A 12,686-nucleotide genomic window follows, 5' to 3' on the forward strand; every position below is an offset into this window, starting at 1 on the left:
CCGCCGGACGGGGTTTGGCCCACCATAGTGGCTGTGTATACTGGCCGACATTTTAACGCCCTGGAACCTCCTTCGATGGTTGCTCACCTGATTGAATTTGCCACTAACCACTATCTGCTCGTCGGTATCTTCGTCGTACTGCTGGCGTTGCTGATCGCTTATCAAATGCAAGGCGGCGGCCGCAGCCTGAGCACCGGTGAACTGACCGGGCTGGTCAACAAGGACGCGGGTGTTGTGATCGACATTCGTCCGGTCAAGGATTTCGCCGCCGGTCACATTGTTGGCGCGTTGAACATTCCTCACGACAAACTGGCCGCTCGCGTCGCCGAACTGGAAAAGCACAAGGCCAAGACCATCATCCTGGTCGACGCCATGGGCCAGACCGCCGGCACGCATGCCCGCGAACTGATGAAGTCCGGCTTCACCGCCGCCAAGCTGTCCGGCGGTATTTCCAGCTGGAAAGGCGACAACCTGCCGCTGGTGAAGTGATATGAGCAACGTCGTCGTCTATTCCAGCGATTACTGCCCTTACTGCTCGCGAGCCAAGTACTTGCTCGAGAACAAAGGCGTGGCCTTCGAAGAGATCAAGGTCGATGGCAAGCCGCAGGTGCGCGCCGCCATGGCCCAGAAGGCCGGACGTACGTCCGTGCCGCAGATCTGGATCGGCAGCACCCACGTTGGCGGCTGTGATGATTTGTTTGCCCTGGAGCGCGCCGGCAAGCTCGACGCCATGCTCAAGGCCTGAATGCCTTCCCTATAAGACCCCAAGATCAGAAAGGATCTGAGATGACTGACCAACAGAACACTGCAGCCAGCGAAGAAGACACCGCACCGCAATTCTCCTTGCAGCGCATCTATGTACGTGACTTGTCGTTCGAAGCCCCGAAAAGCCCGGCGATCTTCCGCCAGCAGTGGGAACCGAGCGTCGGTCTGGATCTGAACACTCGTCAAAAGGCCTTGGAAGGTGACTTCCACGAGGTCGTACTGACCTTGTCGGTTACCGTGAAGAACGGTGAAAACGGCGAAGTGGCGTTCATCGCTGAAGTGCAACAGGCCGGGATCTTCCTGATCAAGAACCTGGACGACGCTTCGATGAGCCACACCCTCGGCGCGTTCTGCCCGAACATCCTGTTCCCGTACGCTCGCGAAACCCTGGACAGCCTGGTGACCCGTGGTTCGTTCCCGGCCCTGATGCTGGCTCCGGTGAACTTCGATGCGCTGTACGCACAAGAGCTGCAACGCATGCAGGCGGCGGGCGAGACTCCGACCGTTCAGTAAGCGGTTCAGCAACACCCATGTGGGAGCGAGCCTGCTCGCGAAAGCGGTGTTTCAGTCGGTATTGATGTCGACTGACACGCCCTCTTCGCGAGCAGGCTCGCTCCCACATTTGTTATGGGTGTTACTTGAAACCGAGCTGGCGCCAGCCTTCGTACACGGCAACCGCCACGGTGTTCGACAGGTTCAGGCTGCGGCAGCCTTCGCGCATCGGCAGGCGCAGGCGTTGTTCACCAGGCAGGGCGTCGAGCACTTCAGCCGGCAGGCCACGGCTTTCCGGACCGAACAGGAACGCGTCGCCCTCGGCGAAGCTCGCGTCGTGGAACGGCCGCGAACCCTTGGTGGTAAAGGCAAACAGCCGCGGATGACCAAGGCTTTCCAGGCAGCTGGCGAGGTCTGCATGGCGTTGCAGGGTGGCATACTCGTGGTAGTCGAGGCCGGCCCGGCGCAGGCGTTTGTCATCCATCTCGAAGCCCAGCGGTTCGATCAAATGCAGGTGGCAGCCACTGTTGGCGCACAGCCTGATAACGTTGCCGGTATTCGGCGGAATTTCTGGTTGGAAAAGGATGACGTGAAACATGCACGGCTCCGAAGGTAAAGATGACGCGCATTCTACGCCGCAAGCGGACCCGCGTTCGAAACTATTCCCGCGGGTGATGGGTTCGCTGGCGATTGTCGGGGTGATGGTGGGGCTGATGATCGGTCGCCTGACCACGCCCGACCCCAGCGAACTGCAGCAAGTCGACGTGACGAGCGACGGGCTGGTGGTGTGGTTCAACAACGAACCCAAGTCCCACGGCGAGTTTGTGGACGGCAGCCTGGCGTTGCTGTTCGAGGCTGAGGGCAAGGCGCAGAAAGGTCAGCTCAAGCTCAACGACAAGAGCGTGAACTGGCGGGTGCGTTCGAGTGACGGGGGGCTGTTGCTGTCGGTAGTGGCGGCCCGGCCACTGCAGGGGGAGTGGGCCGGTAGCGAGGTCGATGACCGCTGGCGGCTGGAGATCCATCTCCGAGAGCAATAAAAGAGGGAATCCCCGGCCTGCCTGTACCAAGGTTCCCAAAACGGGAGGGCTCGCGCATTGCGTCGTGAGCCCGGTGTAAAGAAGGAACCCCTGACCTGCCTGTATCAAGGGCCCCAAAACTGTTTGGGCTCGTCGCAAGTGCGGTATGAGCCCGATGTAAAGAGGGGAATCCCCGGCCTGCCTGTACCAAGGTCCCCGAAACCGGGTAGTGAACTGAATCACTGAATGGACTATTGCAGGGGGCGTGCCAGGTTTTAACAAGTTGAAACAGAAACACTGATTGAAACGCCGAAAGCCCCGTATTACGGGGCTTTCGTGTTTTTTCGATAAGGGTTCGATTGCGAACGAAGGCAGGATTTCGGATCAGTTGGCGTGCGCGATTGCGGTTCACGGTGCCTTGCGGCGGTGCATTCGGCCGCCAAAAGCATCGCGGGCAAGCCCGCGATTGGATCTCACTGGCAGCGAAGTACTAACAGCCGGTTAACCCTCTTCTCCTTCATCATCATCCCCGCCATCCACCTTCATCCCCAGCTCCTTGATCTTGCGCGTCAGGGTATTACGCCCCCAACCCAGCAAAACGGCGGCATCGCGGCGGCGGCCAGCGGTATGCTTGAGTGCGGTTTCGATCATGATCCGTTCGAAGGCCGGCACTGCCGTGTCGAGCAGGCTCGACTGACCGCGAGCCAGCGCCTGATCAGCCCACTGACGCAGCGCTTGCTCCCAGTTGGTCACTGGCGCTGAATCCTGGGGCAGGCTCAGCAACTCCGGCGGCAGGTCGCTGATGTGCACTTCGCGACCCGAAGCCATCACCGTGATCCAGCGGCAGGTATTCTCCAGCTGACGCACGTTGCCGCCCCACGGCAGGTTCTTCAGGTATTCCTCTGTTTCACTTTTCAGCAGCTTCGGCTCTACCGCCAGTTCTTGCGCGGCGCGGCTGAGGAAGTGCTTGGCGAGCGTCGGGATGTCTTCGCGACGGTCCGACAGCCGCGGTATATGAATGCGGATCACGTTGAGGCGGTGGAACAAGTCTTCACGGAATTTCCCGGCGTGCACCAGGGTTTCCAGATTCTGATGCGTCGCGGCGATGATTCGTACATCAACCTTCACCGGCACATGACCGCCGACGCGATAGAACTCGCCGTCGGCCAGCACGCGCAGCAAACGGGTTTGTGTGTCAGCCGGCATGTCGCCGATTTCATCAAGGAACAGCGTGCCGCCGTCCGCCTGCTCGAACCGTCCGCGACGCAGATTGGCCGCGCCGGTGAACGCACCCTTTTCATGGCCGAACAGTTCGGACTCCATCAGATCCTTCGGGATCGCCGCCATGTTCAGCGCAATGAACGGCGAAGCCGCCCGTGGGCTGTGACGGTGCAGGGCGTGGGCCACCAGCTCTTTACCCGTGCCCGATTCACCGTTGATCAACACGGTAATGTTGGAGTGACTCAGGCGCCCGATGGCGCGAAACACTTCCTGCATCGCCGGCGCTTCACCGATGATTTCGGGTGTGCGGGTCAGGGCAACCGGGACTTCCAGGCCTTGCTGTTCCTGGGCGTGCTGGTTGGCGCGCTTGACCAGCGACACGGCTTCGTCCACGTCGAACGGCTTGGGCAGGTACTCGAACGCACCGCCCTGATAGGACGCGACAGCGCTGTCCAGATCGGAGTGCGCAGTCATGATGATCACTGGCAACCGTGGGTGTTGCTCGCGAATCCGCGCCAGAAGGTCCAGACCGCTGGCCCCGGGCATGCGGATGTCGGAGATGATCACGTCCGGCTGCTGGCGCGCCAGACGGCTCATCACGCCATCGGCGCTGTCGAAGCTTTGCGTGGTCATGCCTTCTTGTTGCAAGGCTTTTTCCAGGACCCAACGGATAGAACGGTCGTCATCGACGATCCACACGGTTTCACTACGGCTCATGTCGATGTGGCTCCTTGTTCCAGTGGCAGAAAGATCGAGAAGGTGGTGTGGCCTGGATGGCTGTCACATTCGATCAGGCCCTGGTGCTGGCTGATGATGTTCTGGGTAATGGCCAGGCCCAGCCCGGTACCGTCCGGACGGCCGCTGACCATGGGAAAGAAGATGGTTTCCTGCAGGTCTGCAGGAATGCCGGGACCGTTGTCGATGATTTCGATCTTGGTCACCAGGCGATGGCGCACGTGGCCGATGGTGAACTGGCGCATGGCGCGGGTGCGCAAAGTGATGCGGCCCAGGCGCAGCTCGTTCTGGCTGCTGATGGCCTGCATCGCGTTGCGCACGATGTTCAGGACGGCCTGAATCATCTGCTCGCGGTCGATCAGCACGTCGGGAATACTCGGGTCGTAGTCGCGCACCAGCGTGATGCAGCCTTGGCTTTCCGCCTCGACCAAATGACAGACACGTTCCAGCACTTCGTGGACGTTGCACATGGCCAGCGAAGGCAGTTTGTTGGAGCCGAGCATGCGGTCCACGAGGTTTCGCAGGCGGTCGGCTTCTTCAATGATGACGTTGGTGTAATCGCGCAGGCTCTCTTCCGGCAGTTCGCGGGCGAGCAACTGGGCTGCGCCGCGAATCCCTCCCAGCGGATTCTTGATTTCGTGAGCGAGGCCGCGCACCAGCATCTTGCTGGTTTCCTGTTTCGACAGCTGCGCCTCTTCCTTGGTGATCCGCAACAAGCGGTCTCGTGGATGGACTTCCAGCAGCAGCATGGTGGCGCCGTTGGCCAGGATCGGTGTTACCGCGTAATCGACGGTCAGCGTCTGGCCGGTGAGGGCCGTGAGCATCGCTTCGCGCTTGGTGAACGGGTGCGCCTGCTCGACCGCCTGACGCAGGGAATTCAACGCCTCGGTGGATTCAGTGAACAACTCGCTGATGAACTGCCCATGGCTTCGCTGACCGCTGATGGCCAGGAGCATCTCTGCCGCCGGGTTCATGTACTCAAGGCGCAGTTCGGCATCGAGCAGAATGGTGGCGGTGGTGAGGTTGTCGAGTAGCAAACGGTGTAGTGCGTCGCTAATGGTCATCGGGACCTCTTTTGGAGCAGGGCGCGCGCATGAATAAAGCGCTGATGCGAGGAAAATGCAAAAACCAAACCAAGGCTCCGAAAAGAAGCGTTAAAGGCCTGAAACGGGCGTTTGACGCTCGTTTGCGTGGCGTTCTGCCAGCTTTTGCGGGTACTTTCGAACCAAAATGGGTTGGAATGTGGGTACGGTGCAAGCTATTGCACCAATATAGTGCGCAAAGCTGAATGGCGTTAGAAGAAGCGCAGGAAGGGATTTTTTTCTTCTTCGGGTTTGTCTTTGAGCGGACATTCCGGTCGTTGGCCGTAGTCGGTCAGCGTGCAGGGTTTGACCTGGCGTTTCTGCGCGAGGGAGATGCGCAGCATGTGAAACGGCTGATTGGCCGTACGTTCGACGATGCGGCCCTGCTCATCGAGAATTTCTACCGACAGGTTATGGCTGCCACGGTCGATGTTGCTCAAGGCAAATACCGGACTCGGGCCGGGTTCTGCGGTGGGCTGCCCGTCCAGCAACAAACGGTAGCGATGACCCCGTTGCAGGCCGGGTTCGCTGGTGACGCTGACGATCAGCTCGCCAGCGCTGCTACGAACCGTGGCGTCGGGCTCGGGCACCAGCACTCTGAGCAGTTCGTAGCGGAACAGCGGCTTGGTTTCGTTTTTTTTCCCGGCAATCACTGGCGCTGCGCCGGTCGGGTTGGCGGACATGCTGTTGCTCGTCGCCAGCGGCACGCGTTTGGCGTTGCGGGAGCCGGGCTGGTCAGTGAAGACCCGATTACCCTGGGCGTCGATGTAGGTGAAGACTTCGGCCGACACGGGCAGCACGACCAGGCAGGCGAGCAACAGCCACCCCCTCACGGCTTGTGCACTCGCTGGACGGTGAAGGTCACGACCGGGCTCTGCTGGACGACGTCTTCCCCCTCGATCACCTGGACCGCGAGGCTGTGAGTGCCGCGATCAATGTTGACCAGCTGCAGAATTGGCACGTTGCTCGGCTGGCCATAAGGCTGATCGTCCAGCAACAACCTGAATAAATGCGGACCTTGCAGACGGGGTTTGATCAGCACGTTGACGGTGAAGGTGCCGTTGTTGGCGCGCAGCGCCTCGGTGGTGGGCAAGTTGGTCAGCTCCAGCACCTCGTAGGCGCTGCGCGGCTGTTCGCGGCTGGTGGCTTCGACAGGTGGGGCGGCAGGTGTCTGGCTCTCGACGCTATTGAGCGGCGGTAACTCGACCGGCTCCGCCTTCACGCCGTCAGGCGGCTGATTGCTGTAGGCGGTGTTCCCGGCGGCGTCGGTGTACTTATAGATCTGCGCTGCGGCGGGCAGGGCGATCAACAGCAGCATCAATAGAAAACCACGACCCATAAAATCGACCAGAAACGAAAGCGTTGGATTGCAGCATAGGTCAGTGGCGGCGGTTGGCCCAAGCTGTAAACATCCGGGAATGATTTTCGAGATCCCTCAAACACCACAGGAGTAGGGCGTTGCCGCTGAATTGCGGGCACAAAAAAGGCCTCCCGAAGGAGGCCTCTTTTTGTCACGCCGCGTGCCGCAGCGCTACCGGATCAGCAGCTGTAGTACAGCTCGTATTCCAGTGGGTGTACGAAGGTGCGGACCTTGATTTCTTCTTCGCTTTTCAGCGCGATGTAAGCGTCGATGAAGTCATCGGAGAACACGCCGCCTTTGGTCAGGAACGCGCGACCTTTGTCCAGCTCTTCCAGGGCTTCTTTCAGGCTGCCGCAAACTTGTGGGATCTCTTTCGCCTCTTCAGGCGGCAGGTCGTACAGGTTTTTGTCAGCTGCGTCGCCAGGGTGGATCTTGTTCTGGATGCCGTCCAGGCCAGCCATCAGCAGTGCAGCGAAGCCCAGGTATGGGTTGGCTGCTGGATCCGGGAAACGGGCTTCGATACGGCGAGCGCGTGGGCTGGACACGTAAGGAATACGGATCGAAGCGGAACGGTTGCGAGCCGAGTAGGCCAGCATTACCGGAGCTTCGAAGCCTGGGACCAGACGCTTGTAGGAGTTGGTCGACGGGTTGGTGAAGCCGTTCAGGGCCTTACCGTGCTTGATGATGCCGCCAATGAAGTACAGGGCGGTGTCGGACAGGCCGGCATAGCCTTCGCCAGCGAAGGTGTTCTTGCCATCTTTGGCGATGGACAGGTGAACGTGCATACCCGAACCGTTGTCGCCGTACAGAGGCTTAGGCATGAAGGTCGCGGTGCGGCCGTATGCGTCAGCAACGTTATGTACGCAGTACTTCAGGGTCTGAACTTCGTCAGCCTTGGCGACCAGGGTGTTGAACTTCACGCCGATTTCGTTCTGACCGGCAGTCGCCACTTCGTGGTGGTGAACTTCGATGACCAGGCCCATTTCTTCCATGGCGTTGCACATGGAGGTACGGATTTCGTGGTCGTGGTCGAACGGCGGAACAGGGAAGTAGCCGCCTTTGACGCCTGGACGGTGGCCACGGTTGCCGCCTTCCACGTCCTGGTCGGACATCCACGAACCTTGTTCGGAGAAGATTTTGAACATGGAACCAGAGATATCGGACTTGAACTTCACTTCGTCGAAGATGAAGAATTCTGGTTCCGGGCCAACGAATACGGTGTCACCGATACCGGTCGACTTCAGGTATTCCTCGGCGCGTTTGGCGATCGCACGTGGGTCGCGGTCGTAGCCTTGCATGGTCGAAGGCTCGATCACGTCGCAAACCAGGATCAGGGTCGGCTCTTCGGTGAACGGGTCGAGGACAGCAGTGCTGTCGTCCGGCATCAGGATCATGTCGGAGGCTTCGATGCCTTTCCAGCCAGCGATGGAGGAACCGTCGAACATTTTGCCTTCTTCGAAGAAAGCTTCATCCAGCGCGTCGCGAGCCGGCATGGTCACGTGGTGCTGAGTGCCTTTGGTGTCCGTGAAGCGCAGATCAATCCACTTGACGTCATGATCTTTGATGAGTTGAACCGACTTCGACATAGTGTCCTCCGGGTGGCTTCGGGCTTAGTAGTGGATGCCCTTAGAATGTGGGTGATGCCGGCGCGAATACTCTGCCAAGGCAACCTGCCTCACAAGGGAGCAAATTGCATGCCAGTGCCCCAGCATGGGTTTTTTGCCCCAATATCACGCTTATAAAGGCACAAATCGCATTGAGGGGCAAAATGTCGCCCTACAATGTAGCGTCGAAACCAATAAACGACCCGTTTTGGTGCGCTGAAAACCTTCTGCACATTAACTGGTTAAACCTTGAGCAATTTCCGCTATAATCCGCGCCCCCCTTTTTCGGCTGGCCCAGCGCGCGCTGTTTTCATGAAACTAATCGTAAAAGTCTTCCCCGAGATCACCATCAAGAGCCGCCCGGTACGGATGCGTTTCATCCGCCAGTTGGCCAAAAACATCCGCACCGTGCTCCGTGACCTGGACCCGGCCGTGGTGGTGAACGGTGTGTGGGACAATCTCGAGCTTGAAACCCGCGTCACTGAGCCTAAAGTCCTGAAGGACATGACCGAGCGCCTGAGCTGCATGCCGGGCATCGCGCATTTCCTGCAGGTCGACGAGTACCCGTTGGGCGACTTCGATGACATCGTCGCCAAGTGCAAGCTGCACTTCGGTGATTCGCTGGCCGGGAAGATTTTTTCGGTGCGCTGCAAACGCGCCGGCAAGCATGAATTCAGTTCGATGGATGTCGAGAAATACGTCGGCAGCCAACTGCGTCGTCAGTGCGGCGCCGCCGGAATCTCGCTGAAAGAGCCGGAAATCGAAGTTCGCATCGAAATTCGCGACAAACGGTTGTTTGTGATCCACAGCCAGCACAACAGCATCGGCGGTTATCCGCTGGGTTCCCTGGAACAGACGCTTGTGCTGATGTCCGGCGGCTTCGATTCCACTGTTGCGGCCTACCAGATCATGCGCCGTGGCCTGATGAGCCATTTCTGCTTCTTCAATCTGGGCGGGCGGGCCCATGAACTGGGCGTCATGGAAGTGGCGCACTTCATCTGGAAGAAGTACGGCAGCTCCCAACGCGTGTTATTTGTCAGTGTGCCGTTCGAGGAAGTACTGGGAGAAATTCTCGGGAAAGTCGATAACAGTCATATGGGTGTAGTTTTGAAGCGTATGATGTTGCGCGCTGCTTCCCGTATTGCCGATCGGCTGGACATCGAAGCGCTGGTCACCGGTGAAGCGATTTCCCAGGTTTCCAGCCAGACGCTGCCGAACCTGTCCGTGATCGACTGCGTGACCGACAAGCTGGTCTTGCGTCCGCTGATCGCCAGTCACAAGCAGGACATCATCGACCTGGCCAACGAAATCGGCACTGCCGACTTCGCCAAGCACATGCCGGAGTATTGCGGGGTCATCTCGGTGAACCCCAAGACCCACGCCAAGCGTCCGCGCGTGGAGCATGAAGAGAAAGAATTCGACATGGCGGTCCTTGAGCGTGCGCTCGAGAACGCCAAACTGGTGCCGATCGATCGCGTGATCGACGAATTGGGCCAGGACTTGCAGATCGAAGAAGTCAGCGAAGCACTGGCGGGCCAGATCATCATCGACATCCGACACCCGGATGCCGCTGAAGACGAGCCGCTGGAACTCGCTGGCATTGAGGTACAAGCGATGCCGTTTTATGCATTGAACGCTCGTTTCAAGGAACTGGACCCTACTCGCCAGTACCTGCTGTATTGCGACAAAGGCGTGATGAGTCGCCTGCATGCCCACCATTTGCTCAGTGAGGGGCATGCCAATGTGCGCGTTTATCGACCGAGCTAAGAGCCCGGGGCTGTTTGCCTGTGGCCTGCGTCACCGGCCCCCCGACTCTGCCGTCAAGCTGTAACGGCAAGGCCTGACTCTACTGTTAATCGCTGCCAAGACTTGTCAGCACACCGAATCCTCTGATCGAGATACACAAGTGATCGAAAATCTACGCAACATCGCCATCATTGCTCACGTTGACCATGGTAAAACCACCCTGGTAGACAAACTCTTGCGTCAATCCGGCACCCTGGAGCGCAACGAGCTCAACGACGAGCGCGTGATGGACTCCAACGACCAGGAGAAAGAGCGCGGTATTACCATTCTGGCGAAAAACACCGCCATCAACTGGAACGGCTACCACATCAACATCGTGGATACCCCGGGCCACGCCGACTTCGGCGGCGAAGTTGAACGCGTAATGTCGATGGTTGACTCCGTTCTGCTGCTGGTTGACGCTCAAGACGGCCCTATGCCGCAAACCCGTTTCGTGACCAAGAAGGCTTTCGAAGCCGGCCTGCGTCCGATCGTGGTCATCAACAAGGTTGACCGTCCAGGCGCGCGTCCGGACTGGGTTCTGGACCAGATCTTCGACCTGTTCGACAACCTGGGTGCCACCGAAGAACAGCTGGACTTCAAAGTCGTCTACGCCTCGGCCCTGAACGGTATTGCCGGTCTGGAACACACCGACATGGCTGAAGACATGACCCCGCTGTACCAGTCGATCGTCGACAACGTACCTGCGCCGAAAGTCGACCGTGACGGTCCGTTCCAGATGCAGATCTCTGCTCTGGACTACAACAGCTTCCTGGGTGTTATCGGCGTTGGCCGTATCGCTCGTGGCCGCATCAAGCCGAACACTCCGGTTGTCGCTATCGACGCCGACGGCAAGAAGCGTAACGGTCGTATCCTGAAGCTGATGGGTCACCACGGTCTGCACCGTATCGACGTTGAAGAAGCAGCTGCCGGCGACATCGTCTGCATCAGCGGCTTCGACCAGCTGTTCATCTCCGACACTCTGTGCGACCCACTGAACGTCGAAGCGATGAAGCCGCTGACCGTTGACGAGCCAACCGTTTCCATGACCTTCCAGGTAAACGACTCGCCTTTCTGCGGTAAAGAAGGCAAGTTCGTGACTTCCCGTAACATCAAGGAACGTCTGGACAAAGAGCTGCTGTACAACGTTGCTCTGCGCGTTGAAGAAGGCGACTCGGCTGACAAGTTCAAAGTCTCCGGCCGTGGTGAGCTGCACCTCTCGGTACTGATCGAAACCATGCGTCGCGAAGGCTTCGAAATGGGTGTTGGTCGTCCGGAAGTGATCATCCGCATGGTTGACGGCGTCAAGCACGAACCGTACGAAAACGTGACCATCGACCTGCCGGAAGAATCGCAAGGTTCGATCATGGAGCAGATCGGTATCCGTAAGGGCGACCTGACCAACATGGTTCCGGATGGCAAGGGCCGTGTGCGCCTTGAGTACAACATCCCGGCCCGTGGCCTGATCGGTTTCCGTAACGAGTTCCTGACCCTGACCTCCGGTGCAGGCATCCTGACCTCGATCTTCGACCGTTACGACGTGATGAAGTCCGGCGACATGTCCGGCCGTCAGAACGGCGTGCTGGTTTCGGTTGCTACCGGTAAGGCTCTGACTTACTCGCTGGAAACCCTGCAAGCTCGCGGCAAACTGTTCCTGGGTCACGGTGAAGACGTGTACGAAGGTCAAATCGTCGGCATCAACAGCCGCGACAACGACCTGGGCGTCAACCCAACCAAAGGCAAGAAGCTCGACAACATGCGTGCTTCGGGTAAAGACGAAACCATCGCTCTGGTTCCGCCTATCCGTTTCACCCTGGAACAAGCGCTTGAGTTCGTGCAAGAAGACGAACTGTGCGAAGTCACTCCTAAGTCCATCCGTCTTCGCAAGAAGATCCTGGGCGAAAGCGAGCGTACCCGCGCTGCCAAGAAAAGCGGCAACTGAGTTTCGACTTAGTTAAGGCTTAAAAAAACGCCCCCGACCGCAAGGTCGGGGGCGTTTTTGTTTGTCTGGGGTTTGTGCGGTCACTGTGGCGAGCGAGCGAGCGAGCTCGCGCTGGGCTGCGTAGCGGCCCCAGAATTTTGCAGCTGGCGCAGATTTTCTGAGTGCTATGCACTCAAGCGGGAGCAAGCTCCCTCGCCACAGTTCACAGGCTGAGGATCAGAATTTTTCGAGGGTACGACGGCTACTGCTGGTCTCGCGCGCCACTTCCTTCGGCTTGTAAGCGCAATACCCCGGCCGCGGTCCGATTTTCGGGTGATTGCGGCAAGTATCCGGGCGCTTTTCATAAATAGTGCACAGACGGCTCTTACGATCCAGGTACAGGCAATCGTTATTGCTCATGCGCTGGAGGGTGAAGATCTCGGTTTTCTGGCTGTAGCGCTCGACGATCCCTTCCTTCTGCAACCGCTTGGCGATGTTCTTCGCCGGTTCGCCGCGCTCGAACTCGTCGACGATACCGATGCGGATCAGATCCTTGATCTTGACCTCGACCGGCAGGGTGCAGCAGCTGGATACACACGAGCCACACATCGGCGCAGAATATTTGGCCCAGGTATCGAGACGATCGATTTCTGCGGCGGCGATCAGGTTGGGCTTCATCATCAGTTGTTACCAGCGTGTGTATCA

At 58.8% G+C, this 12,686-nt stretch carries 13 protein-coding genes; 6 read left to right on the top strand and 7 right to left on the bottom strand.

Features of this window, described 5'->3' with window-relative positions; all coding sequences use genetic code 11:
- The first annotated feature begins 75 nt into the window (after positions 1–75).
- From ACM1ZW_RS10540 to secB, 3 genes are read left to right on the top strand one after another with little or no spacing between them, the layout of a single operon-like run.
- Positions 76–489: a rhodanese-like domain-containing protein gene (locus tag ACM1ZW_RS10540; protein ID WP_008024918.1), complete on the top strand. Its 414-nt coding sequence runs from the start codon at positions 76–78 to the stop codon at positions 487–489.
- Between the two features lies 1 nt (position 490).
- Positions 491–745, top strand: coding sequence for a glutaredoxin 3 (gene grxC, locus ACM1ZW_RS10545; RefSeq protein ID WP_008149430.1), 255 nt, complete (start codon positions 491–493; stop codon positions 743–745).
- Positions 746–786: 41 nt separating this feature from the next.
- Positions 787–1,278, top strand: coding sequence for a protein-export chaperone SecB (gene secB / locus ACM1ZW_RS10550; RefSeq protein WP_017336062.1), 492 nt, complete (start codon positions 787–789; stop codon positions 1,276–1,278).
- 121 nt (positions 1,279–1,399) lie between these two features.
- Here secB and ACM1ZW_RS10555 read toward each other — a convergent pair whose 3' ends face one another.
- Positions 1,400–1,855, bottom strand: a complete 456-nt coding sequence (locus ACM1ZW_RS10555; RefSeq protein ID WP_007949025.1) for a tRNA (cytidine(34)-2'-O)-methyltransferase — start codon at positions 1,853–1,855, stop codon at positions 1,400–1,402.
- On the opposite strand from ACM1ZW_RS10555, the gene ACM1ZW_RS10560 reads away from it, so the two are divergent.
- Positions 1,854–2,294: a hypothetical protein gene (locus tag ACM1ZW_RS10560; RefSeq protein WP_017336063.1), complete on the top strand. Its 441-nt coding sequence runs from the start codon at positions 1,854–1,856 to the stop codon at positions 2,292–2,294. The genes ACM1ZW_RS10555 and ACM1ZW_RS10560 overlap by 2 nt on opposite strands.
- A 480-nt stretch (positions 2,295–2,774) precedes the next feature.
- Here the strand turns inward: ACM1ZW_RS10560 and ntrC are convergent, their stop codons facing one another.
- From ntrC to glnA, 5 genes are all read right to left on the bottom strand, one after another.
- Positions 2,775–4,211, bottom strand: a complete 1,437-nt coding sequence (ntrC, locus tag ACM1ZW_RS10565) for a nitrogen regulation protein NR(I) (RefSeq protein WP_017336064.1) — start codon at positions 4,209–4,211, stop codon at positions 2,775–2,777.
- Positions 4,208–5,293 carry a nitrogen regulation protein NR(II) gene (gene glnL / locus ACM1ZW_RS10570; protein ID WP_017336065.1) on the bottom strand — a complete coding sequence of 362 codons (1,086 nt, stop codon included), beginning with the start codon at positions 5,291–5,293 and terminating at the stop codon, positions 4,208–4,210. The genes ntrC and glnL overlap by 4 nt, the downstream gene beginning before the upstream one ends.
- 230 nt (positions 5,294–5,523) lie before the next feature.
- Positions 5,524–6,144 carry a DUF4124 domain-containing protein gene (locus ACM1ZW_RS10575; protein WP_416740507.1) on the bottom strand — a complete coding sequence of 207 codons (621 nt, stop codon included), beginning with the start codon at positions 6,142–6,144 and terminating at the stop codon, positions 5,524–5,526.
- Positions 6,141–6,650, bottom strand: a complete 510-nt coding sequence (locus tag ACM1ZW_RS10580) for a DUF4124 domain-containing protein (RefSeq protein WP_416740508.1) — start codon at positions 6,648–6,650, stop codon at positions 6,141–6,143. The genes ACM1ZW_RS10575 and ACM1ZW_RS10580 overlap by 4 nt, the downstream gene beginning before the upstream one ends.
- Positions 6,651–6,850: 200 nt before the next feature.
- On the bottom strand, positions 6,851–8,257 hold the full coding sequence (gene glnA, locus ACM1ZW_RS10585) for a glutamate--ammonia ligase (protein ID WP_017336068.1): 1,407 nt from the start codon (positions 8,255–8,257) through the stop codon (positions 6,851–6,853).
- Positions 8,258–8,587: 330 nt separating this feature from the next.
- Between glnA and thiI the strand changes: the two genes are divergently transcribed.
- Positions 8,588–10,042, top strand: a complete 1,455-nt coding sequence (gene thiI / locus ACM1ZW_RS10590; protein ID WP_416740509.1) for a tRNA uracil 4-sulfurtransferase ThiI — start codon at positions 8,588–8,590, stop codon at positions 10,040–10,042.
- A gap of 139 nt (positions 10,043–10,181) precedes the next feature.
- The gene (typA, locus tag ACM1ZW_RS10595) at positions 10,182–12,002 is read left to right on the top strand and encodes a translational GTPase TypA (protein WP_017336070.1); all 1,821 of its coding nucleotides are present in this window, start codon (positions 10,182–10,184) and stop codon (positions 12,000–12,002) included.
- 216 nt (positions 12,003–12,218) lie between these two features.
- On the opposite strand, the gene ACM1ZW_RS10600 is transcribed toward typA, so the two are convergent.
- On the bottom strand, positions 12,219–12,659 hold the full coding sequence (locus ACM1ZW_RS10600) for a YkgJ family cysteine cluster protein (RefSeq protein ID WP_027922155.1): 441 nt from the start codon (positions 12,657–12,659) through the stop codon (positions 12,219–12,221).
- Between the last annotated feature and the right edge of the window lie 27 nt (positions 12,660–12,686).

It is taken from the genome of Pseudomonas sp. NFX71 (assembly GCF_048079215.1).
GTDB classification, from domain to species: domain Bacteria; phylum Pseudomonadota; class Gammaproteobacteria; order Pseudomonadales; family Pseudomonadaceae; genus Aquipseudomonas; species Aquipseudomonas fluorescens_B.

Bases quoted from the DNA above. Each gene is read 5' to 3' on its own strand.
- thiI (WP_416740509.1), top strand. From the start codon at position 8,588: ATGAAACTAATCGTAAAAGTCTTCCCCGAGATCACCATCAAGAGCCGC.
- glnA (WP_017336068.1), bottom strand. From the start codon at position 8,257: ATGTCGAAGTCGGTTCAACTCATCAAAGATCATGACGTCAAGTGGATT.
- glnL (WP_017336065.1), bottom strand. From the start codon at position 5,293: ATGACCATTAGCGACGCACTACACCGTTTGCTACTCGACAACCTCACC.
- ntrC (WP_017336064.1), bottom strand. From the start codon at position 4,211: ATGAGCCGTAGTGAAACCGTGTGGATCGTCGATGACGACCGTTCTATC.
- ACM1ZW_RS10560 (WP_017336063.1), top strand. From the start codon at position 1,854: ATGCACGGCTCCGAAGGTAAAGATGACGCGCATTCTACGCCGCAAGCG.
- ACM1ZW_RS10540 (WP_008024918.1), top strand. From the start codon at position 76: ATGGTTGCTCACCTGATTGAATTTGCCACTAACCACTATCTGCTCGTC.
- ACM1ZW_RS10600 (WP_027922155.1), bottom strand. From the start codon at position 12,659: ATGAAGCCCAACCTGATCGCCGCCGCAGAAATCGATCGTCTCGATACC.
- ACM1ZW_RS10580 (WP_416740508.1), bottom strand. From the start codon at position 6,650: ATGGGTCGTGGTTTTCTATTGATGCTGCTGTTGATCGCCCTGCCCGCC.
- grxC (WP_008149430.1), top strand. From the start codon at position 491: ATGAGCAACGTCGTCGTCTATTCCAGCGATTACTGCCCTTACTGCTCG.
- ACM1ZW_RS10555 (WP_007949025.1), bottom strand. From the start codon at position 1,855: ATGTTTCACGTCATCCTTTTCCAACCAGAAATTCCGCCGAATACCGGC.
- secB (WP_017336062.1), top strand. From the start codon at position 787: ATGACTGACCAACAGAACACTGCAGCCAGCGAAGAAGACACCGCACCG.